Genomic DNA, 21,748 nt, shown 5'->3' with positions numbered 1-21,748 from the left:
ACGTCAAACGCACCAACGCACAATTTCACCACTTCACCACTTATCGGATGATGCTGCCGTTGCAGGGCGCCAGGAGCTCCGATATTTCGCGCACCGTGTAAGGCGGATTGTGGTTGCCCCAGTTCTGCTGGATGAAGTTCAGCAAATTGGCAATGTCGGCGTCGGTGAGGTCGGTTTTGTGGCCGGGCATTACCTGGTTGTACTCGATGCCGTTGACCACTATCGGGCCATTGAGCCCCTGTCGAATCAGGCAGGGCAGCTCGTTGCGGTGCTTCACCAGATAGTCGGAGGCGGCAACGGGCGGAATGAGGCGGCGCAGGCCTTCGCCCTGGTCGCCGTGGCAGCTGGCGCAATGGGTTTGGTAGAGCTTGGCGCCTTCGTTCTGCTTGTTGGAAAAGCAACCCGTGACGCTCGTGGTCAGCAGTAAGCCCGCTGCTGCCACCGCACCAGCCCGCAGCAAGGAAAGCGGCCAGCTCATTTGGCGGCCGTTTGCTTGGCTTCGGCTTCCTCTTTCAACAAAATTGGCAAGTCGTGAATAAGCAAGTCCACCTGGCTTTTCTCCATGCCGTCGTAGATGCCGCGCACCCGGCGCTTGGAGTCGATGAGGGCAAACGTGCCACTGTGCGCGAAGCCGCCTTGCACCGTTTTATCAACCTGCGCACCGGTCATGTAGGCGCGGGCCAGGTTGAAAATGGTGTCGTGCGGGGCGGTAGCAAAGTGCCAGCGCGAGGCGTCCTTGATGCCCAGCCGCTCGGCGTAGTCGCGCAGCACCGGGATGGAGTCGTGGGCCGGGTCGATGGTGTGGCTCAAAAACAGCACGTTGGGGTTGTCCTTGTAGGCCTCGTACACGCGCAGTAGCTCGCTCTGCATTTTGGGGCAGATGCTAGGGCAGGTAGCAAAGAAGAAGTCGGTGACGTAGACCTTGCCGGCAAACGTCTGGTTGTTAATGGTTTTGCCTTCCTGGTTGGTTAGCGTGAAGCTGGGGATAGGGTCGGGCAGGGTGTCGGATGGGCTGGTGGGCGCAGTGCGCTTCAGCCCCAGAATCGACAGGCGCTCTTCCTGAGGGGGAGTGGTTTCGGAGCAGCCAAACAGGCCGAACCCGGCAGTTAGCATCAACCCCAGAAACAGGGCGGGTACGCGGAAAAAGGAGTGAAGCATTGCGTTACTGGGTGGAAGTGGTTCCAACGGTCTGCACGAATAACCGCGCCGAGTCGAGACTAGTGCGAAACAAGGTGGCCACGGAATCGATTTTTTTCTGCTGGCTAGCGAAGTAATCAAGGCGCCGGGCCACGGTCATGGTGTCGGCGGGCTTGCGGTAGCGGTGCATCCAGTCCATCATGGCAGCATCGGCCGAAAGCAGGGCCCGGCGGCGGCGGCTAGCGGCAACGGTATCGGAGCCGGGCGTTTTCTGAATTTGCTGGCGCAGGATGGTAAGTTGGTCCATTTCAGCCATCAGTTCGTCGTGGCGGGCCAGCATGGCTTTTTCGGCGGCTTCGGCCTTCTGCTCGTCGCTCTGCAAGGAGAGGCAGGCAGGCAGACTAGCCAGCAAGGGGAGCAGCAACAGGTAGGGGAGCTTTTTCACGGCCGCAAAGGTAAGGCCTGATTGCCGGCCGGCCGTGGTTGGGCAGGAAATTGCCGTTCCGGCGGGGGCCTCACCCCCCGGCCCCCTCTCCTCAACGGAGAGGGGGTGCCAGCCGACAAAGTGTTTCCATCCTTTATAAAATAATGGGCGAGTGTAGAGACGCCACACTTGGCGTCTCGTCGTTGCTGACGTTGCTGGAACTGCGCATTGCCAGCCGTTCAACGACGAGACGCCAAGTGTGGCGTCTCTACACTCGCCCACCACTTCACGGCGGGTATCCTTCTCTATTCACTCATTCACTCACTTCTGCAGCTGTCCAGCCGCCACCCAGGGCGCGGTATAGGTCGATGAGTAAGAGGAATTGCTCGCGCCGGATGCTGGTCAGGTTGAGTTCGGCTTCCAGCACACTGCGCTGGGCCGTTACCACTTCCAGGTAGTTGGCGTAGCTGGCGCGGTACAGGTCGTTGGACACGGCTACGGCTTCGTTGAGCGACACCACTTCCTGGCGGCGTAACTCGTGGGCTTTCTGGTAGTTGTCGAGGCCGCGCAGGCTGGTGGTTACTTCCTCGAAGCCGGTTTGCATGGCCTGGTGGTAGCGGAGGTAGGCGGCGCGCTGCTCGGCGGCGGCCTGCCGGTAGCTGGCTTTCAAAAAGTTGCGGTTAATGAGCGGGGCCGACAAACCCGCCAGCAGCCCGTACGCCAACGAGCCCGGCGTGGAAAGCAGCAGGGAAGGCTGATAGGCATTCACGCCCAGGTACGGCGACAATGTGAGGGCCGGCAGAAATGCGGCGCGGGCGGCGGCCACGTCGGCGCGGTTGGCCACCAACTCCAGCTCGGCCTGGCGCACATCGGGGCGGCGTAGCAGCATGGTAGCCGGCAAGCCCGCCGATACGAATTCGGGTAGTTTCTGGTCGCGCAAGGGGGCTCCGCGCTTGATGGGCTGGGGGTAGCGGCCCAGCAGGCGGTTGAGCTGGTTTTCAGCGGCTACAATGCGCTGCTGGGTTTCGGCTTCGAGGCTACGGGTGCGCAACAGCTGGGCCTGGAACTGCAAGACAGCCAGCTCGGTAGCCCGGCCGCCGAGCTTCTGAAGCTTCACGATTTCCAGGGCCCGCGCTTGCAGCGTATCGTTTTTGCTTAGCACGTCCAGCTCATTATCGAGGGCCAGTAGGTCGTAGTACAGATGGGCTACCTGGCCTACCAGGGCCGTTTCCACTAAGCGGCGGCCTTGCTCAGAAGCCAGGAGGCGGGCAAACGCCGCCTGTTTGCGGTTGCGCAGCTTGCCCCACAAGTCGATTTCCCAGGCGCTCCGCAACCCCAGAAAGTAGTCGGGAGCCACGGTGGGCAGCACGCGGCCGTCGTTGGTGGAGTTGTAGCCGGTGCCGCTGAGGGTAGCAAACCGGTCGAAGCTGGCCGTGGCATTGGCCGACACTGAGGGCAGCAGGGCTCCGCGGGATACTTGCACGTTGGCGCTGGCAATTTCGACGCGCTGCACGGCAATCAGCAAATCGGGGTTGGCGCGCACCGCCGTATCAAGCAGGGCCACCAGGTTGGGGTCGTTGAAAAACTGCCGCCACGGCAGCGTGCCGATGCTGGCCGTATCAGTGGTGGTGCCTTTGCCAAAGGTGGCCGGTACGGGAGCTGTGTGGGGAATGGCTACCGGCTTGGTCGTTTGGCAGCTGCCGAGGATGGCTAACAGGAGCAGGACAAGCAGGCGGGAGGCCTCACCCCCTAGCCCCCTCTCCCAAAGAGAGGGGGGAATAGCTTCTAATTCTTTAGAGCTAGATACTAAGTCTAGTTCCCCCTCTCTTTGGGAGAGGGGGCTAGGGGGTGAGGTAAGAAGTGAGGTGCGTAACAGATTCATAGATAGAGATTAAGCAGCCGCGTGGGTGGGCTCGGCGTGGGGCGTGGGAACGGGGTGGGCGGTGGGCTCGGCCACGGGCTGCGCGGGCTTTTTGTCGCGCGAAAACAGCACGTAGAGGCCCGGAATCAGGACAACCCCGAACACGGTGCCAATGAGCATACCGCCCGCTGCGGCCGTGCCAATGCTGCGGTTACCCATGGCGCCCGCGCCGCTGGCAATGCACAGCGGAATCAAGCCGGCCACGAAGGCGAAGGAAGTCATCAGAATGGGCCGCAAACGGGACCGGGCGCCTTCCACGGCCGCATCAAGCACCGACAGGCCTTCCTGCCGCCGCTGCACCGCGAATTCGATGATGAGAATGGCGTTTTTACCCAGCAGGCCAATCAGCATGACCAGGGAAACCTGGGCGTAGATGTTGTTTTCCAGCCCCAGCAGCTTGAGCGCCAGAAACGCGCCGAAGATGCCGGTGGGCAAGCTCAGCAGCACCGGCAGCGGCAGCAGGAAACTTTCATACTGCGCCGCTAGCAGCAAATACACGAACACCAGCACAATGCCGAACACGTACAGCGCCTGGTTGCCCGATATGATTTGTTCCCGGGTCATGCCGCTCCACTCGAAGGTGTAGCCGCGCGGCAGCTCCTTGGCGGCCACCGCCTCAATGGTTTTGATGGCATCACCCGACGAGTAGCCGGGGGCAGTGTCGCCGTTGAGGGTGGCCGAGGTGTACATGTTGTAGCGCGTGAACTGCTCGGGGCCGTACACCCGCTCCAGGCGCACGAACGTGGAGTAGGGCACCATTTCGCCCCGGTCGTTTTTCACGTAGAGCTTCAGCAAATCCTCGGGCTTGGTGCGGTAGCCGGGCAGGGCCTGCACCATCACTTTGTACATCTGCCCGAAGCGGATGAAGCTGGCGGCGTAGTTGGAGCCCATCAGGGTTTGCAGCGTGCTCATGGCGCTGGCCACGGTCACGCCTTTCTTGGCGGCCAGGTCGGCATCCATATGGATGAGGTACTGCGGAAAGGTGGGGTCGAAGCCGGAGAAGGTGTTTTCGATGGCCGGCGTGTTGTTGAGGGCCTTGATGAACCGGTCCGTCACTTCGTCGGTGCGGTGCAGGTCGCCGCGGCCGGTGCGGTCCAGCACTCGCAGGTCGAAGCCGCCAGCGTTGCCGAAGCCGGGCACGGTGGGCGGCGTGAAGAACTGCACCTGCGCATCGGTAATGTGTTTGGTTTTGGCGCGCAGCTGGGCCATCAGCTCGGTTACCGATTCCTGGCGCTCATCCCAGCCTTTCAGGTTGATCATGCCCATGCCGTAGCTGGCCCCCGATACATCGTTCATCAGCGAGTAGCCGGCCAGCGTCGATACCGATTCCACGGGTTTCATGGCCTGGGCCACGCGCTGCACTTCCTGCAACACCTGCTGGGTGCGCTCCATGGTGGCGCCGGGCGGCGAGGTTACGTTGATGTACACCATGCCCTGGTCTTCGCTCGGAATAAAGCCAGTGGGCAGCACGGAATTCACGCCCCAGGTGGCCGCAAAGAAGAACAGCAATAGCAGCACCGTCACCAGCCGGCGGCTGGCCACCACGCGCACCAGACGCTGGTAGCCGTCGGCAAACCGCTCGTAGCGGCTATTAAAGCCCGCGAAGAAGCGGCCCAGCAGCCCCTTGCGCTCGGCATCGGGCGTGGGTTCCTTGAGCAGCAGCGCGCACAAAGCGGGCGTAAGCGTAAGGGCATTCACCCCCGAAATGACGATGGAAATAGCCAGCGTGAGCGAAAACTGGCGGTAGAACACGCCCACCGGCCCGCTCATAAACGACACTGGAATAAACACCGCCGACATCACCAGCGTGATGGCAATAATGGCCCCGCTGATTTCGTGCATGGCTTCCAGGGTGGCGTCCATGGCCGAAAGGTGCTTTTCGTGCATTTTGGCGTGCACGGCTTCCACTACCACAATGGCGTTATCCACCACAATACCAATAGCCAGCACCAGCGCAAACAGCGTGAGCAGGTTGATGCTGAAGCCCAGCATTTGCATGAAAAACAGGGTGCCCACCAGTGCCACCGGCACGGCCAACGCCGGAATGAGCGTGGAGCGCCAGTCCTGCAAAAACAGGTACACAATCACGAATACCAGCAAAAACGCCTCGAACAAGGTGCGCACCACCTCATGAATACTGGCATCCAGAAAGCGCGACACGTCATAGCTGATGTTGTAGGTCATGCCGGGCGGGAAGCTGGTTTTTTTCAGCTCCGCCATGCGCGTTTTCACCTGCTCGATGACGTCGGAGGCGTTGGAGCCGGGGAGCTGCTTGAGCATGATGGCCGCTGAAGGCTTGCCGTTGCTCTTTGACAGCATCCGGTAGGTTTGCACCCCAAATTCCACGTCGGCCACGTCTTTGAGGCGCAGCACCGAGCCGTCGGCATCGGCCCGGATAACGATGTTGCGGTACTGCTCGGGCTCGAACAGCTTGCCGGTGTAGCGCAGCACGTATTGCAGCACCTGCGCCGAGCGGCCCGAACTCTCGCCGGTGCGCCCCGGGGCGGCCTCTACGCTCTGGTTCTGAATGGCTTGCACAATTTCGTCGGCCCCAATGCGGTAGGCCAGCATCCGGTCGGGCTTCAGCCACACGCGCATGGCGTACTCCCGGCTGCCCTGGATTTCGGCCAAACCCACCCCCTTGATGCGCTTGAGCTCTTGCAGGATGTTGATGTCGGCGAAGTTGTAGATGAACTGCTCGTCGGCCTTGGGGTCGTCGCTTACCACGTTGAGGTAGAGCAACATGCTGTTCACTTCCTTCTCCGTGGAAACCCCCGCCTTGATAACTTCTTCGGGCAGCTCGTCGATGATGGTAGTTACGCGGTTCTGCACGGCCACGGCGGCCAGGTCAGGGTCGGTGCCTACTTCAAAGAACACCTCTACCAGCGTGGTGCCGTTGTTGGTGGTTACGGTGTTCATGTAGGTCATGCCCGGCACCCCGTTGATGGCGCGTTCCAGCGGCGTGGCTACGGCTTTGGCGCACACTTCGGCATTGGCGCCATTGTACTTGGCCCGCACCGTTACCGATGGCGGCACGATGTCGGGGAACTGCGTAACGGGCAGCGTAAACAAAGCGCCCACCCCCAGCAGCGTGATAAACAGCGAGATAACCAGCGAAAGGACGGGGCGCCGAATGAATATATCGAACATGAGAAGTTGGTTGTAGTGCGGTGGAGGACCTCACCCCCTAGCCCCCTCTCCTCAGGGAGAGGGGGACTAATTCTAGTATCTAGCTCTATAGAATTAGAAGCTAGTTCCCCTCTCCCCGAGGAATGGGGGGTAGGGGGTGAGGTTTCGTATGATATTTACTGCGCGGCGGCCAAGCTCTTCATCGTCACTGGGCGGGGCTTGATGCGGTTACCGTCGCGCAAGTCCTGGGTGCCTTCGCACACCACCCGCTCACCGGGGGCTAAGCCGCTCTGCACCACGTAGAAAGACGAGAGGCGGGTTTTCGGCACGAAGTTTTTCTGGTGCACCGTGCCCTGGTCGTCCACCACGTACACGTAGTTCTGGTCCTGCTGCTCGAACACCGCTTTTTGCGGTACCAGCACGGCGTCGGGTACGGTGTTGGTGAGGCGGACTTTGCCGGTAGCGCCGTGGCGCAGCAGCTGCTTGGGATTGTCGAAACGGGCCCGGAAGGCAATGGAACCGGTAGAGGATTGGAACTGGCCTTCCACGGTTTCCACGGTGCCCGGCTGCGGGTAGGTGGTGCCGTCGGCCAGCATCAGCAGCACCTTGTTGGTGCTGCGGGCCGGGTTTTGCTGGCGGGTCTTGGCGAATTCCAGATACTCGGCCTCCGACACGTTGAAGTACGCAAACACCGCCCGCGTATCCGACACGGTGGTGAGCAGCGTACCGTCGTCGATGAGGCTGCCCACTTTGAGCGGTTCCCGGTTGACCACGCCATCAAACGGCGCCCGAATGGTGGTGTAGCTCAGCATCAGCTCGGCGTTGGCGGCGGCCGAGCGGGCTTCCTGTATCGTGGACTGGGCGGCGGTCAGCTTGGCTTTAGCCACGTCGAGCTCGGTTTTGGAAATGATGTTCTTCTCGGTCAGCATCTTCACCCGGTCCAGCTCCAGGTTGGCTACCCGGGCCTGGGCGGTGGCGTTGCTGAGGGTAGCGCGGGCGCGGGCCAGGCGGGTGCGGTATTCGGCATCGTTGATTTGGAACAGCGGCTGCCCTTTCTTCACCGGCTTCCCTTCGTCCACATAAATCTTATCCAAGAAACCCCGCACGCGGGCCCGCAGCTCCACATTGCGCACCGCCTGCACATCGGCCACATACTCGCGCGACAGGACCGTGTCGCGGGCCACGAGGCGGGCCACGGGTAGTTCCGGTATGTCGGCGGCCACGGTGGCGGCGCTATCGGCTTGGCTGTTGGTGCCGCAGCCGGTCAGGGCCGCGCCAAGCAGGCCGGTGAGCAGGTACGTGGCAATGAAATGGGGTTTGGGAGACATAAGACGTTGGAATAGGGACTCGTAGGGGGAAGTTCATCGGCAAGGAGCACCGAGGGCATTAGAGCGGTATTAGCGGCACATTAAAAGACATTAGAAGTGCCGCTGTGCCGGGGCTACCTAATGGTAAGCGGTGCGGCAGGCATCTTCGGCCAGGCGGCAGGCTTGCTCGGTGCGGGCGCACACAGCCAGGTGGGCGGCGTGGCGGGCCTGCTCGTCGGCGCAGCTCCGGCACAGCTCGGCGCACTCGCGCAGGATGTACACCAGGTGTTCCGACTCGCGGGCGACGAAGCGGACGGTGAGTTCACACAGGTCGGCGCAGTCGTGGCTGAGGCTACTGGCGCGGCGGTAAGGGGTTGGATCGGGCTCTTGCAGAACGAGTTGGCTAACTTCGGTGCAAGCCGTTACGCAGGCTTGCAACACAGCAATAATGTAGTTTTGACGGGGGAGCATACGCGTAGGATAAGTGGTCCAGTAAGCTAATCGGCCAGGAAACTGCCCGGTGAGCGGAGGGCCACAGTGTCGGCGGAAAGGGTGGGGTTGGCGTGAGATTCTTGGCAGGCCTGTAGTTCGGCGCGCGCTTGGGCTAGTTCCAGCTCGGTCATGGAAACTGGCAGGCCGGATTCTAGCTCGTAATTCAGAGGCTGGTTTTCCAGCTGGCGTAGGCAATACACGTTCAGGCCCGCCGACAATAGCAGCGCGCCTAATAGCAATCCTAGAAATAATCGGTTGCGAAACTCTCTCATAAGCAGCGGCTTCCATCACACATAGTTGGAGTGCAAAGGAGGCCGTCCGGCATTAGAGCCGTATGAGGCGCAGATTAGAAAACATTAAAAACCGCCTACGCCGCCGGCAACACAAGCGTAGCGGTAGTGCCCCAGCCCGGCTCCGACACCAAACCCAAGGTGCCGCCGTGGCGCTCCACTATTTTCTGCGTGACGGTCAGGCCCAGGCCGTAGCCAGGCGTGTGGCGGCCGTTTTCGGCCCGGTAGAGGGCATCCGTCACGCGGGGTAGTTCGGTGGCTGCAATGCCAATGCCGGTGTCCTGAATGCTGACAGCCAGCTTGTTGCCTTGGTAGCCCAGGCTTACTTGCACGGCCTCGGTGCTGTACTTGCAGGCGTTGTCGAGCAGGTTGAGTAGGGCCGTGGTGAGTAGCTGCTCGTTGCCACGCACCACAAACGGGTCGGTGCCGGAGGCGGGCAAGTCCCCAAATTCCAGCTGAATCCGGCGGCCGGCGTGCTTGGTCTGGCAGTAGCTCATGGCCTGGGTGAGGCACTCATCCAGCCGCACGGTGTCGCGCCGGAACGAAGCGTCTTCGGCTTTGGCCAGGGCCAGCAGGGCGTTGGTGAGACCGATGAGGTGCTTGAGGTCTTCCACCGCCGAGGCCGTACTTTGCTTGGCTTCGGGTAGGTCGGTGTCGTAGGCGTAGGAGGTTTCCAGGGTGCCTAGCACGGTGGCCAGCGGGGTGCGCAACTCGTGGGAGGCGTGGCTCAGGAAGTTCTTTTGCATCTCGAAGGCCTGCTCCACTCGCGTCAGCATCTGGTTGAAGGTCACGGCCAGCTGGGCTATTTCGTCGGTACCGTTGCCTTCATCTACCCGCAAGCTCAGGCGACCCGCCGTAATGCGCTCCACCTGCCGCACCACCCGCGCCATCGGCTTCAACGACTGATCGGCAAAGAACCAGCCCGCCAAGATGATAAGCACCAACGACCCCACGTTGCCCACCAGCAGAATCAGCCGCAACTTGCTGAGCTGCATGATACCAAACTGGTCGAGGCCGGCGGCGAAAATGCGGTAGGTGTTTCCTGCGTACGTGTAGGTGATGCCAATGGCTTCCAGGTCGCCGTCGGTGAAGAGCACCGGCTGGCCCGGCTTAATCCGGGGTAGGTAGCGCGAGTTTTGGCGCTGGCTCAGGTTGTCGGCACTGGTGTAAATAAGGTGGCCCTGCGAATCGTAAATGCTGATTTGCTCGTTGATGATGGTCATCAGGTCGCGGCGGTGGAACGGGCTGAGGGCCGCCGCCTGGCGCTGCTGCTGGGGCAGGAGCAGCCGAGCCGTCATGATGCCTTTACCGGCCAGGCGCTGGGTGAAGCGCTGCTCCCGGTTGGCGGCATGGAAGTAGTAGATAAACGCCGAAAAGCACAGCTGAATAGCCAGCACCAGCAGCGTAAAGCGTAAGATGAGCTTGTTCCGAATCAGCAAGAAGAGTTATGAGTTATGAATTGTGAGTTATGAGTTTTTAGCCTGACTCGCTTTAGTGGATAGTAAGATGCTCGACAGGATTTTGATTATTTCGAGGTTGTGCGCGTGGATAGAAGTGAAGGCAGCCTCGGGCAAGAAATCGTTGTCGTGCAGTAAACGGAGCCAGTAGGACGTTTCACGGGCTTCTTTGGCTGCCATGTTGAGCTTATGAATAAAGTCGGCAGTGGAACTAGCCGCTAATGCTTCCTCCACATTGGCCCCGATAGAGGTACCACTGCGCAACAACTGCTTGGATAGCACATACTCCTGCTGCTCACTAACCAGAAACTTATACGCCTTAACAATACGAGAGGCAAAGTCATACGATTTGCCTTGGATAATACTCTTTTTCATCTTACAAATAACTCATAACTCATAACTCCACCCTAGCCTTCGCGCAGCACGTAGCCCATGCCTACTACCGTGTGAATCAGCTTGATAGCATAGCCCTTGTCGAGCTTTTTGCGCAGGTAGCTCACGTACACGTCGATGACGTTGGTGTTGGTGTCGAAGTTCAGCTCCCAGACCTTCTCGGCAATATCCACCCGGCTTATCACCCGGCCGCGGTTCAGAAGCAGGTACTCCAGCAGCGAGTATTCCTTGGTGGTCAGGTCGATGCGCTGGCCGGCGCGGGTTACCACTTTGGTTTCCAGGTTCAGCTCCAGGTCGGCCAGGCGCAGCACGCGCTTCACGGCCGTATCCTCGGTGTGGCGGCGCGTGAGCACCCGCGCCCTGAGCAGCAGCTCCTTGAACTCGAATGGCTTCACCAGGTAGTCGTCGGTGCCGGCCTCGAAGCCCGCCACTTTGTCGTCGAGGCTGTCGAGGGCGGTGAGCAGCAGCACCGGCTGGTGCGGGTCGTGCTGCCGGATCTGGCGGCACAGCTCGAAGCCGTTGATGTAGGGCAGGTTCACGTCGAGCACCACCAAATCGTAGCGGTTCTGCTGAAGCAACGACTGGCCCATGCGCCCATCGTAGGCCACTTCCAGCTCGTAGCCCTCGTTTTCAAACCCTTTCTTAACAAACGACGCCAGCTTGGGCTCGTCTTCCACCAGTAGTATTTTCATAGGGTGCACCCGCTATGCGGCGGGCAAGTATACGGCTATCCGGCTGGCTGCGTGCCGGGTGTTTGCTTACGGCAGCCCGAAGCGCTGGTTGAGAGGAAGCCGAAGCAATTAGCAGGACAGTGGCCTTACCGTGGCAGCTAGGCCGGACGAATATTCCCCCCTAATCCGTGAAAATACCCCCCTAAGTTTCGTGGGCAAGCCGCTATACTTGCGGCAGCTTGGCACAAAGCCGCTTTTTCGGAAGGCATGCTAAGTTGCTGCTGCTCTAATTCACTCACCTTCCTTTCCCACCCGTTCCACGTATGCACGTTTCCTTTCGTTGGCTGGCTTGCGGCCTGCTGCTTTCCCTGGGCTTTTCTGGTGCTGCCGAGGCCCAGTCGTTGTCGAAGGCCGACCAGGCGGTTTTCAAGCCGAAGTACATCAAGAAGCAGCTGCTGAACGCTACCAAGTGGCAGCTGGCGCACCCCAAGCACAAACTCACCGACTGGACCAACGGAGCCTTTTACTCCGGCGTGTTTGCGGCCTACGAAACCACCAAGTCCCAGCTGATTCTGGACTCACTGATGGCCATGGGCAACCGCACCCAGTGGCAGCCCGACCGGCGCTACGACCACGCCGACGACATCGTTATCTGCCAGACCTACCTGAACCTGTACCGCCTCAAAAAAGACCGGCGTATGATTCAGCCCACGCTGGATGTGGTAGAGAAATTCCGGACCGTGCCCGGCAAGGAAGTGCAGGACCACGGCATTGCCTGGTGGTGGTGCGACGCTCTGTTTATGGGTCCGCCGGTGCTCGTGAAGCTGGGCTTAATTGAAAACAAGCCGGAGTACCTGACCCTCAGCGACACACTCTATCAGCAAACTTACCGCCGCCTCTTCAACCACCAGCAGCACCTGTTTTCGCGCGATGCCAGCTACCTCTGGAACGCCGCCGGCGAAGGCAAAAAGGAAAGCAACGGCCAGCAGATTTTTTGGAGCCGGGGCAATGGCTGGGTAATGGGCGGTTTGGTACAGGTGCTTCAGGAACTGCCCGCTAATCACCCCACCCGCGGTTTCTATGTAGACTTGTTCAAGGAAATGAGCGCCCGCCTCGTGCAACTCCAGCAGCCCGACGGCCTGTGGCGCTCCAGCCTGCTCGACCCGGCCGCCTACCCCGGTGGCGAGGCCTCGGGCTCCGGCTTCGACTGCTACGCCATGGCCTGGGGCATCAACCAGGGCATCCTCGACAAAGCCACCTACCTGCCCGCCGTGCAAAAAGCCTGGGTGGGCCTCAACAAGTGCCTGTCGCCGGAAGGCCGGGTAGGGTGGGTGCAGCCCATCGGCGCCGACCCGCGCCGCGACTTTTCGGCGGAAAGCTGGGAGGTGTACGGCACCGGCGCGTTTTTGCTGGCCGGCTCCGAGGTAATCAAGTTGAAGTAGCGGCAGCTGTTGCCTAACCAGTTTTGAACGTATGAAACGACGCTCCTTCGTAGCCCAAACCGCCACTGGCCTCTCGGCGCTGGCTTTACCAACGCCGGTATGGGCCGTGGGCAACTCAACTGCCGCGCCACCGCCCGCCAAGCAGTCGGACCGGGAGTACTGGCTGACCACGCTGCTGCGGGTAGTAGAGCCCGTGCTGGCAGCCGGTGCACAGGGCCAGCTAAAAGTGTTGATGCCGATTGAGGCCGCGCCCGGCCAGCAGGAAGGCCGCCGCAAAGTGTCGCACTTAGAGGCGCTGGGCCGTGCGCTGGCGGGGCTGGCGCCCTGGCTGGAAGCTACTGGCACCACCGCCGCCGAGCAGGCCTTGCAGAAACGGTACGCCCAGCTGGCCCGCCAGGCCATCGGCCACGCCGTAGACCCCAAGTCGCCGGACTTCCTGAATTTCACCGACGGCGGGCAGCCGGTAGTAGATGCTGCCTTCCTGGCGCACAGCTTGTTGCGGGCACCCACCCAGCTGTGGTCCGCGCTGCCGCCGGCCACCCAAACGCAACTGGTACAGGCCCTGCAAAGCAGCCGGGTAATCAAGCCGGTATATAGCAACTGGCTGCTGTTCAGCGGCATCATTGAGGCTGCGTTGCTCAAGTTCACCGGTGCCGGCGACCTGATGCGCATGGACTACGCCATCAAGCAGCACCAGCTCTGGTACAAAGGCGACGGCACCTACGGCGACGGCCCCGATTATCACTGGGACTACTACAACAGCTACGTCATTCAGCCCATGCTGCTGGACGTGGTGAACGTGCTGGTAGACGCCAACAAAGAGCGCAAAGACTTGCTGGAAACGCTCCGGACCCGCGCCCGGCGCTACGCCGCCGTGCAGGAGCGCCTGATTGCGCCCGATGGGTCGTTTGCCGCTTTCGGCCGGTCGTTGGCGTACCGGTGCGGAGCGTTTCAGCATCTGGCACAGGTGGCGTTGCAGCAGCAGTTGCCGCCCGAGCTGCCCGCCGGGCAGGTGCGGAGCGCCCTCACGGCCGTTATCCGGCGCACGATGGAGCCCAAGGGGACCTTCGATGGCAAAGGCTGGTTGCAGATTGGGCTGTGCGGCCACCAGCCGGGCATCGGGGAGGGGTATATTTCCACCGGGAGCTTGTACCTATGCACTACCGCGTTTCTGCCGCTGGGTTTGCCCCCCACGGATACGTTCTGGACCAGCCCTACTCAGGACTGGACCGCCCGCCAGATTTGGTCGGGGCAGAACGTGAAAACCGACCACGCATCCTAGGGCTGTGTGGACACTAAAGGCTTCTAATCAAAACAGGATTGTCATGCTGAGCTTGTCGAAGCATCTCGCGTGCTGATGATGGAATAAATAATCCGACATCAGCACGCGAGATGCTTCGACAAGCTCAGCATGACGTTCTTTTACTTATCTGTCCACGCGGTTTAGTTGATTCTCTTTCTTTAGCTTGCAGCATGCTGTATTTTAGGTTGCTTAGTACCATTATGCTGTTGCTTGCTTCCGTAGCGGGCATGGCGCAGAAACCGCTGAAAAAGAACGAAGTTCTGCTATTCGCCTACTTCAAAAACAACGGGCAGGACGGGCTGCACCTGGCCACCAGCCCCGACGGCTACCAGTGGACCGCCCTCAACAACGACCAGTCGTTTCTGCAACCCACCGTTTCCAACGACAAGCTCATGCGCGACCCCTGCATCATCCGGGGCAAAGACGGGCTGTTTCATATGGTCTGGACCACGAGCTGGCACGAGCGGGGTATTGGCTACGCCAGCTCCAAGGATTTGGTGAACTGGAGCGTGCAGCAGAACATTCCGGTGATGGAGCCCGAGCCCACGGCCAAGAACTGCTGGGCCCCGGAAATCACCTACGACGCCCGCCACGACCAGTACATGATTTACTGGGCTACCACCATTCCGGGCCGGTTTGCGCAGGGCGAAACCACGCTGGAAGGCGGCAACAACCACCGCATCTACTACACCACCACCAAGGATTTCAAAACCTTTGCACCCTCCCAGGTGCTCTACGACCAGGGCTTCAACGTAATTGATGCCACCGTGCAGCCCGTTGGTAAGCGCTTCGTGATGTTTCTGAAAGACGAAACCAAAGAACCGGTGCAGAAAAACCTGCGCGTAGCCTTCGCCGACCAGCTCACCGGCCCTTACGGTCCGCCTTCAGCTCCCATTACCGGGAAGTATTGGGCCGAGGGCCCCACGGCTATTCAGTTGGGTAAGGAGTGGCTGGTGTATTTCGATAAGTACACCGAGCACAAATACGGCGCCGTCAGCTCCACCGACCTGGAGCACTGGACCGACGTATCCGACCGGGTGCAGTTTCCGAAAGGTACCCGCCACGGCACCGTGCTGCGCATCACCAAAAAGGAACTGGCGCAGCTACAAGCCAAAAAAGCTACGGCGGCCAAATAGAAGGCAGCGGTAAAAGTTTGAAACGGACCACCGAACGTCAGGCTGAGCGCAGCCGCAGCATCTCTACCGCTTCGCCCTCACGTTAGAGGTTAGTTTGGCGGTAGAGATGCTGCGGCTGCGCTCAGCCTGACGTTCTCATGACTTCTCGAAAAATACTAAGAAGCTGTTTGAGTTAAATCGGTGGGTTGTTGACAAGGTGTAGAGACGCATACTTGCGTCTCATCGTTGAACGACATGAGGTGTAGAGACGCATACGACGAGACGCAAGTATGCGTCTCTACACGTTCCTACTTAACTCAAACAGCTACTAAACGAAAGGGAGCCGGTTGGTGTGGTGCCAGCCGGCTCCTTTGCGTTTACCGCGCTACCCAAAACAAGCGGCAGGGCAGGAGGAGGCGTTTTTGCGGGACCCGACGAAAATATACCCCTCAATCACTGGAAATGCACCCTGCCTGCCATTGCGCGTGTCGTTAGGTTTGCTGGTATCGAATCTGCCTTCTTACCCACCCGTTTCATGCACGCTTCCCGTTTCCTGACTGCCTCTCTGCTGCTGGCCGGCCGCCTGGCCGGTGCCCAGCCCACGCCCAACGAATGGGAAAACCCGCGGGTGTTCGAGCAGAACAAGGAGAAGGCGCACGCCAGCTTCATGGTGTACGCCAACGCCGCCGACGCGGCCGTCAACACCTACAGCCGCTCGCCCTACTACCAGTCGCTCAACGGCCCCTGGAAGTTCAGCTACGTGCCCCGCCCCGCCGAGCGGCCCCTGGATTTTCAGTTGCCCACCTTCAACGATGCCAGCTGGAAAACCATAGCCGTGCCCTCGAACTGGGAAATGCAGGGCTACGGCACCCCCATTTACACCAACATCACCTACCCGTTCCCCAGAAACCAGCCCTTCATTGACGGGCGCGACAACCCGGTGGGCAGCTACCGACGCACGTTTACGGTGCCCGCTACCTGGGCCGGGCGCGAGGTGATGCTCAACTTCGGCTCGATTTCCGGCTACGCGGTGGTGTTCGTGAACGGGCAGCGCGTGGGCATGAGCAAAGTAGCCAAGTCGCCGGCCGAATTCGACATTACCAAGTACCTGAAGCCCGGCGAAAACACGCTGGCCGTGCAGGTAACGCGCTGGCACGACGGCAGCTACCTCGAAGACCAGGACTTCTGGCGCCTCTCCGGCCTCGACCGGGACGTGTACCTCTACAGCCTGGCCAAGGAAACCATCTGGGACTTTTTCGCCCACGCCGACCTCGACCCCACGTACAAAAACGGCCAGTTCTCGGCCGACGTAACCGTGCGCAACTTTGCCGGCACCGCTGGTGCGCCCGCCCGCCTCACGGTGGAAGTGCTGGATGCCGCCGGCAAAACAGTATTGCGCCAGCAGCAGGCTGTGGCTACGGTACCGGCCGCCGGCCTGCAAACCGTGAAGGTGAGCGGCACCGTGAAGAACGTGCGCAAGTGGTCGGCTGAAACCCCCAACCTGTACCAGTGCCGCCTCACCCTGGCTGATGCGCAGGGCAAGGAGCTGGCCGTAACCAGCACCCGCATCGGTTTCCGCAAAGTGGAAATCAAGGATGCGCAGCTGATGGTGAACGGCGTGCCGGTGGAAGTGCACGGCGTGAACCGGCACGAGCTGGAGCCCACCACCGGCCGCGTGGTGACGGAGGCCGGCATGCGCCGCGACCTGGAGCTGATGAAGCAGTTCAACGTGAATGCCGTGCGCACCAGCCACTACCCCAACGACGAGCGGTGGTACCAGCTCTGCGACGAGCTGGGCTTCTACCTCGTGGATGAGGCCAACATCGAAACCCACGGCTACGGCGCCGAGCTGCAAGGCTGGTTCGACAAGAGCAAGCACCCCGCTTACTCGCCGGAGTGGGCTCCCGCCCACATGGACCGTATTGAGCGGCTGCTGGAGCGCGACAAAAACCATCCGTCGGTTATTATCTGGAGCATGGGCAATGAGTGCGGCAACGGCCCCGTGTTTCATGACGCCTACACCTGGCTGAAGCAGCGCGACCCGAGCCGCCCCGTGCAGTTCGAGCAGGCCGGCGAAGACGTGGACACCGACATCGTGTGCCCCATGTACCCCGATATGGGCTCGATGAAGCGCTACGCCGCGGCCACCGACAAAAAGCGCCCCTACATCATGTGCGAATACTCGCACGCCATGGGCAACAGCAACGGTAACTTTCAGGAATACTGGGACTTGATTCGGAGCAAGCCCCACATGCAGGGCGGCTTCATCTGGGACTGGGTGGACCAGGGCCTGCAAACCCAGACCACCGACGGCCGGCCGTTCTTTGCTTACGGCGGCGACCTGGGCGGCTACTTCCTGCAAAACGACGAGAACTTCTGCGCCAACGGCCTGGTGGCCGCCGACCGTACCCCGCACCCCGGCCTGTGGGAAGTGAAAAAGGTGTACCAGGATATTCGCTTCACGGCCGCTCAGCCCGCCACGGGCCGCGTAACCGTGGTTAACGGCTTCTCTTTCAATAACCTGGAAGACTATGCCTTCCGCTGGGAGCTGCTGCGCAATGGCACCCTAGCCAAGGCGGGCACGATGACGGTGGGTAAGCTGGCGGCCCGGCAGCAGAAGGAAGTGAAGCTGCCGCTGCCCGCTATGGCCAGCGGAGCCGAGTACGTGCTCAATGTGTTTGCCGTCACGAAAACGGCCGCGCCGCTGGTGCCCGCCGGCCACGAGGTAGCGCGGGAGCAATTCGTGCTGACGCCGGCGGCCAGCTACTTCACCTCTGTTGCGGCCCCGGCTGGCAAGCTGGACGTGAAGCGGGAAGGCGACAAGCTGACGTTTTCGGCCGGCGAGGTGCGCGGCGAGTTCAACACCCGGCAAGGCCGCTTCACCGATTACCGCCTGCGCAACCAGTGGGTGATGGGCGGCTACCCCGAGCCCTACTTCTGGCGCGCCCCCACCGACAACGACTTCGGTAGCAACATGCCGCAAAACCTGGGCGCCTGGCGCACGGCGCACGCGGCCCGCAAGGTGCAGCGCGTCACGGTAGGGGAGCAGTCGGCGGCGGGCCTGCCCATCAAGGTGGAATACCGCCTGGCCGACCTCGACGTGCCCTATACCATCGACTACCTCATCGGCAATGATGGGGCCGTGCAAGTCACGGCCGCCATCGACCTGACCGGCAAGACCCTGCCCGAAATGCCCCGCTTTGGGATGCGGCTGGAGCTGCCGCGCTCCTTCAACCGCATGCAGTACTACGGCCGCGGCCCCTGGGAAAACTACTCCGACCGGAGCACGGCGGCGCTACTGGGCACCTACCAGGATTCGGTGAACGGGCAGTTCACCCGCAACTACATCCGGCCCCAGGAAAACGGCTACCGCACGGATGTGCGCTGGCTGACGCTCACCAATGCCGAGGGCCTGGGCTTGCGCGTGGAGGGGATGGGGCAACCTATCTGTTTTAGCGCCCTGCCGTTCCGCACCGAAGACCTCGACCCCGGCCTCAGCAAAAAGCAGCAGCACCCCACCGACGTGAAAATGCGCAACTCGGTAACGCTGCAAGTGGACCTGAAGCAGCGCGGCGTGGGCGGCGACAACAGCTGGGGCGCCCTGCCCCACGAGCAGTACCGCCTGCTCGATAAGCAGTACAAGTACAGCTACATCCTGCGCCTGGTAGACGACAAGCAGCCGCAGCCGTAAAGTACCAAGCCTGTTCGCCAAAGAATAAAAGCCTTTCTTTAGCGGCGTATCCGTCACTTTAGAGCAAAGCTTTATGGTACACAAGTCTTTACTACGCAGGGCATTGTTGGCAGTGGCGCTGTGTTGCGGCGTTAGCCAGCTGGCTCTGGCGCAACGGCCTGTGCCAGAGCCGCCGCTGACCCCGGTGCAGCCGCGGGTGCAGCTTCCTGCAGCAATTGTAGAGATTCTTGCCAGGGATAAACATGCGGCAAAGGCTACCGCACCGCCGGCTACGGTTGCGCGGGTTGCTACGCCACGCCCCCACCCACTTTTCCTTCTGAATTCCGAGGTGATTATTGCCCCAGATGGCATTCAACCCGCAGAAATCGAGAGGCTGATGGTGTACAAAGGCCAGGATGCCCCGGCGCAGTGGCGCGAGTTGGTGACGTACGGCATTATTGACATCACACCGAAGCAAAAAATCAAGGTCAGGAGCAGCTCATTAGCCACTGTTGGAAAGAAACTGGGCGTGTTGGGGCTGGTGCGCTACACTATAAATGCCATGCCAGTAGCCGATGCCAACCTCCGTATTGCGCTGGATGCCATTGGTGAAATCAAGATAACGCGGGCCATGGAGTCAACAGTTACTACTGTTGCTATTAGTGTCAGGCCACCAAAGCCAAGTGCGCCCCGGCAAGAGCCGCCAGGCACCATTTATATCCGTGGGCTGGCGGCATACTAAGTTGAAATGATGAATATGCAAGTTGCCGAGGCTACCCCCATCACGCTGAGTACCAAGCCGCACTACGCCATTCTGGATGGGCTGCGGGGAGTGGCGGCGCTGCTGGTGGTGGCCTTCCATTTGTGCGAGGCCCACGCCACCAGCCACCTCGACCAGCTGATCAACCACGGGTACTTAGCCGTCGATTTCTTTTTCATGCTTTCCGGCTACGTTATCAGCTACGCCTACGACGACCGGTGGAACCGCCTGACACTGAAAGACTTCATCAGGATTCGGCTGGTGCGGCTGCAACCGTTGGTGGTGCTGGGCATGGTGATTGGGGCCGTGTGCTTCTACTTTCAGGATTCCGTGCTGTGGCCGGATATCAGTGAGGTGCCCGTGTGGAAGACGCTGCTGGTTATGGCTATTGGGGCCACGCTGCTGCCGCTGCCCTTGTCGATGGACGTTCGGGGCTGGCAGGAAATGCACCCGCTGAATGGGCCGGGCTGGTCGTTGTTTTACGAGTACGTGGCCAACCTGCTGTACGCGCTGTGGGTGCGCAAATTCTCCAACCGTGCCCTGGCCGTGCTGGTGGCGCTGGCCGGCGCGGTGCTGCTGCACTACGCCGTCACGGGGCCAACCGGCGACATGATTGGGGGCTGGTCGTTGAACGTGGAGCAACTGCGGGTAGGCTTCACGCGGCTGATGTATCCGTTTTTTGCCGGGTTGCTGCTGGCGCGCGTAAGTGCGCCGGGCCGTGTCAAACACGCTTTCTGGTGGTGTAGCCTGCTGCTGACGGTGGTGCTGGCCTTCCCGCGGGTAGGGGGCGCCGAGCACTTGTGGTGGAACGGCCTCTATGATGCGGCAAGTATTCTGCTGGTGTTTCCGGTGGTGGTATGGCTCGGGGCCAGTGGGCAAGTGGCTGGCCGCGGCGCCCGGTTGTGTGAGGTCCTGGGGGCTATTTCCTACCCCATCTACATCACGCACTACCCGCTCATCTACACCTATACTGCCTGGGTAAGCAACGGCCACCGGCCTTTAGCCCAAGTGTGGCCCGTGGCCTTGCTGACCTTTGGCGCCATTGTGCTTGTGGCCTACGCCAGCCTGAAACTCTACGACGAACCCGTTCGGCGGTGGCTGAAAAGCCGGTTCCTGGCGCGGCAATAGCCCATTGTGGGTATTTCCGACTTAGCCAACAGGGCTTCGATTCCTTGCAGCTGCATACATTTTTTGCCCCGACTTCGGCCTTACACACCCTTATGAAGTATTTCTTTTCACTGCTGGCGCTGCTATTCAGTGGCGCGGCGCTGCTCACTGAACCGGCCGCCGCTCAAACGCCCGTGGGTTTGGGCTGGGCCCGCAACAACGTGAACGGCGCCGTATTCCGCAAGAACTCCGTGGTGACGCACAAGCGCGAGCAGTACACCGCTTATTACGATTCGTTGGGGTACGTGATGCTGGCCAAGCGCAAGCTGCCAACTGGGCCGTGGCAGGTGCAGCAAACAAAGTACAAAGGCAAGGTGCAGGACGCCCACAACGTTATTAGCCTGATGGTGGACGGGCGCGGCTACCTGCATGTGTCCTTCGACCACCACGGCAACCCCTTGCGCTACTGCCGCAGCACCCAACCCGGCGGCCTGGAGCTGACCGAATTGCTGCCCATGACCGGCCAGCAGGAAAAGAACGTAACCTACCCCGAGTTTCACCGCTTCCCCAACGGCGACCTGCTGTTTGTGTACCGTGATGGTAGCTCCGGCAACGGCAACATGGTGCTGAACCGCTACGCCCCCGCCACCCAAACCTGGACCCGCCTGCACAGCGTGCTCATTGATGGCGAAGGCAAGCGCAACGCCTACTGGCAGGCATGCATCGATAGGAAAGGTACCATCCACGTGTCGTGGGTGTGGCGGGAGTCGCCGGACGTGGCTTCCAACCACGACATGGCCTATGCCCGCTCCCTTGATGGCGGCCAAACCTGGCAGCGCAGCACCGGCGAAACCTACCAGCTGCCCATCACCGAAGCCACCGCCGAATACGCGGCCCGCATTCCGCAAAACAGTGAGCTGATCAACCAAACGTCCATCACCACCGACGCGGCGGGCACGCCCTACATTGCCACCTACTGGCGCCCGCAGGGTACGCAGGTGCCGCAGTATCAGCTTATCTACCGAGCTGGTAAGAAGTGGAAAACTGCGCAAATCGGGCAGCGGACCACGCCGTTCAGCTTGAGCGGGGCCGGCACCAAGAAGATTCCGATTTCGCGGCCGCAGTTGCTG

At 60.9% G+C, this 21,748-nt stretch carries 17 protein-coding genes and 1 pseudogene; 7 read left to right on the top strand and 11 right to left on the bottom strand.

The features are described 5' to 3' along the window. Window positions 1-40: 40 nt before the first annotated feature. The 11 genes from J0X19_RS08450 to J0X19_RS08400 form a co-directional block, all read right to left on the bottom strand. Entirely contained in the window at window positions 41-478 is a 438-nt protein-coding gene (locus J0X19_RS08450; RefSeq protein WP_206983835.1) for a c-type cytochrome, read from the bottom strand. Then, a complete protein-coding gene (locus J0X19_RS08445) occupies window positions 475-1,158 on the bottom strand; it encodes an SCO family protein (protein WP_206983833.1) in 684 nt (227 codons plus the stop codon). The genes J0X19_RS08450 and J0X19_RS08445 overlap by 4 nt, the downstream gene beginning before the upstream one ends. Before the next feature lie 4 nt (window positions 1,159-1,162). Continuing rightward, complete coding sequence (locus J0X19_RS08440) at window positions 1,163-1,582, bottom strand: hypothetical protein (protein ID WP_206983831.1); 420 nt, start codon at window positions 1,580-1,582, stop codon at window positions 1,163-1,165. Window positions 1,583-1,874: 292 nt separating this feature from the next. Then, the gene (locus tag J0X19_RS08435) at window positions 1,875-3,443 is read right to left on the bottom strand and encodes a TolC family protein (RefSeq protein ID WP_206983830.1); all 1,569 of its coding nucleotides are present in this window, start codon (window positions 3,441-3,443) and stop codon (window positions 1,875-1,877) included. Window positions 3,444-3,452: 9 nt separating this feature from the next. Further along, on the bottom strand, window positions 3,453-6,632 hold the full coding sequence (locus J0X19_RS08430; protein ID WP_206983828.1) for an efflux RND transporter permease subunit: 3,180 nt from the start codon (window positions 6,630-6,632) through the stop codon (window positions 3,453-3,455). Between the two features lie 155 nt (window positions 6,633-6,787). Then, window positions 6,788-7,939, bottom strand: coding sequence for an efflux RND transporter periplasmic adaptor subunit (locus J0X19_RS08425; protein WP_206983826.1), 1,152 nt, complete (start codon window positions 7,937-7,939; stop codon window positions 6,788-6,790). Between the two features lie 117 nt (window positions 7,940-8,056). After that, window positions 8,057-8,389 (bottom strand): four-helix bundle copper-binding protein, encoded by a 333-nt coding sequence (locus tag J0X19_RS08420; protein WP_206983823.1) that lies wholly within the window; start codon window positions 8,387-8,389, stop codon window positions 8,057-8,059. 26 nt (window positions 8,390-8,415) lie between these two features. Then, complete coding sequence (locus tag J0X19_RS08415; RefSeq protein ID WP_206983821.1) at window positions 8,416-8,682, bottom strand: hypothetical protein; 267 nt, start codon at window positions 8,680-8,682, stop codon at window positions 8,416-8,418. 95 nt (window positions 8,683-8,777) lie between these two features. Continuing rightward, complete coding sequence (locus J0X19_RS08410) at window positions 8,778-10,139, bottom strand: sensor histidine kinase (protein WP_206983819.1); 1,362 nt, start codon at window positions 10,137-10,139, stop codon at window positions 8,778-8,780. 27 nt (window positions 10,140-10,166) lie between these two features. Continuing rightward, a complete protein-coding gene (locus J0X19_RS08405) occupies window positions 10,167-10,532 on the bottom strand; it encodes a four helix bundle protein (RefSeq protein ID WP_206983816.1) in 366 nt (121 codons plus the stop codon). A 32-nt stretch (window positions 10,533-10,564) separates the two neighbouring features. Beyond that, window positions 10,565-11,242, bottom strand: a complete 678-nt coding sequence (locus tag J0X19_RS08400) for a response regulator transcription factor (protein WP_206983814.1) — start codon at window positions 11,240-11,242, stop codon at window positions 10,565-10,567. Window positions 11,243-11,544: 302 nt separating this feature from the next. Here J0X19_RS08400 and J0X19_RS08395 point away from each other — a divergent pair, with 302 nt between their 5' ends. The 7 genes and pseudogenes from J0X19_RS08395 to J0X19_RS24780 all read left to right on the top strand — a co-directional run. Beyond that, window positions 11,545-12,663 carry a glycoside hydrolase family 88/105 protein gene (locus J0X19_RS08395; RefSeq protein WP_206983812.1) on the top strand — a complete coding sequence of 373 codons (1,119 nt, stop codon included), beginning with the start codon at window positions 11,545-11,547 and terminating at the stop codon, window positions 12,661-12,663. A gap of 31 nt (window positions 12,664-12,694) precedes the next feature. After that, window positions 12,695-13,945, top strand: coding sequence for a DUF2264 domain-containing protein (locus tag J0X19_RS08390; protein WP_206983810.1), 1,251 nt, complete (start codon window positions 12,695-12,697; stop codon window positions 13,943-13,945). Window positions 13,946-14,166: 221 nt separating this feature from the next. Beyond that, window positions 14,167-15,102, top strand: a complete 936-nt coding sequence (locus J0X19_RS08385) for a glycoside hydrolase family 43 protein (RefSeq protein ID WP_242582303.1) — start codon at window positions 14,167-14,169, stop codon at window positions 15,100-15,102. Between the two features lie 514 nt (window positions 15,103-15,616). After that, window positions 15,617-18,772: a glycoside hydrolase family 2 TIM barrel-domain containing protein gene (locus tag J0X19_RS08380; protein ID WP_206983805.1), complete on the top strand. Its 3,156-nt coding sequence runs from the start codon at window positions 15,617-15,619 to the stop codon at window positions 18,770-18,772. A 328-nt stretch (window positions 18,773-19,100) separates the two neighbouring features. Then, the gene (locus tag J0X19_RS08375) at window positions 19,101-19,493 is read left to right on the top strand and encodes a hypothetical protein (protein WP_206983803.1); all 393 of its coding nucleotides are present in this window, start codon (window positions 19,101-19,103) and stop codon (window positions 19,491-19,493) included. A 6-nt stretch (window positions 19,494-19,499) separates the two neighbouring features. Beyond that, window positions 19,500-20,639 carry an acyltransferase family protein gene (locus J0X19_RS08370; RefSeq protein WP_242582300.1) on the top strand — a complete coding sequence of 380 codons (1,140 nt, stop codon included), beginning with the start codon at window positions 19,500-19,502 and terminating at the stop codon, window positions 20,637-20,639. A 92-nt stretch (window positions 20,640-20,731) separates the two neighbouring features. Further along, window positions 20,732-21,664, top strand: a pseudogene (locus J0X19_RS24780) (BNR repeat-containing protein); the annotation flags it as partial. Window positions 21,665-21,748: the final 84 nt, after the last annotated feature.

The sequence above is a fragment of the Hymenobacter telluris genome, from assembly GCF_017313265.1.
Lineage (GTDB): Bacteria > Bacteroidota > Bacteroidia > Cytophagales > Hymenobacteraceae > Hymenobacter > Hymenobacter telluris.
Note: the sequence above shows the minus strand (reverse complement) of the source record. Positions and strands in the feature narration are given on the sequence as shown.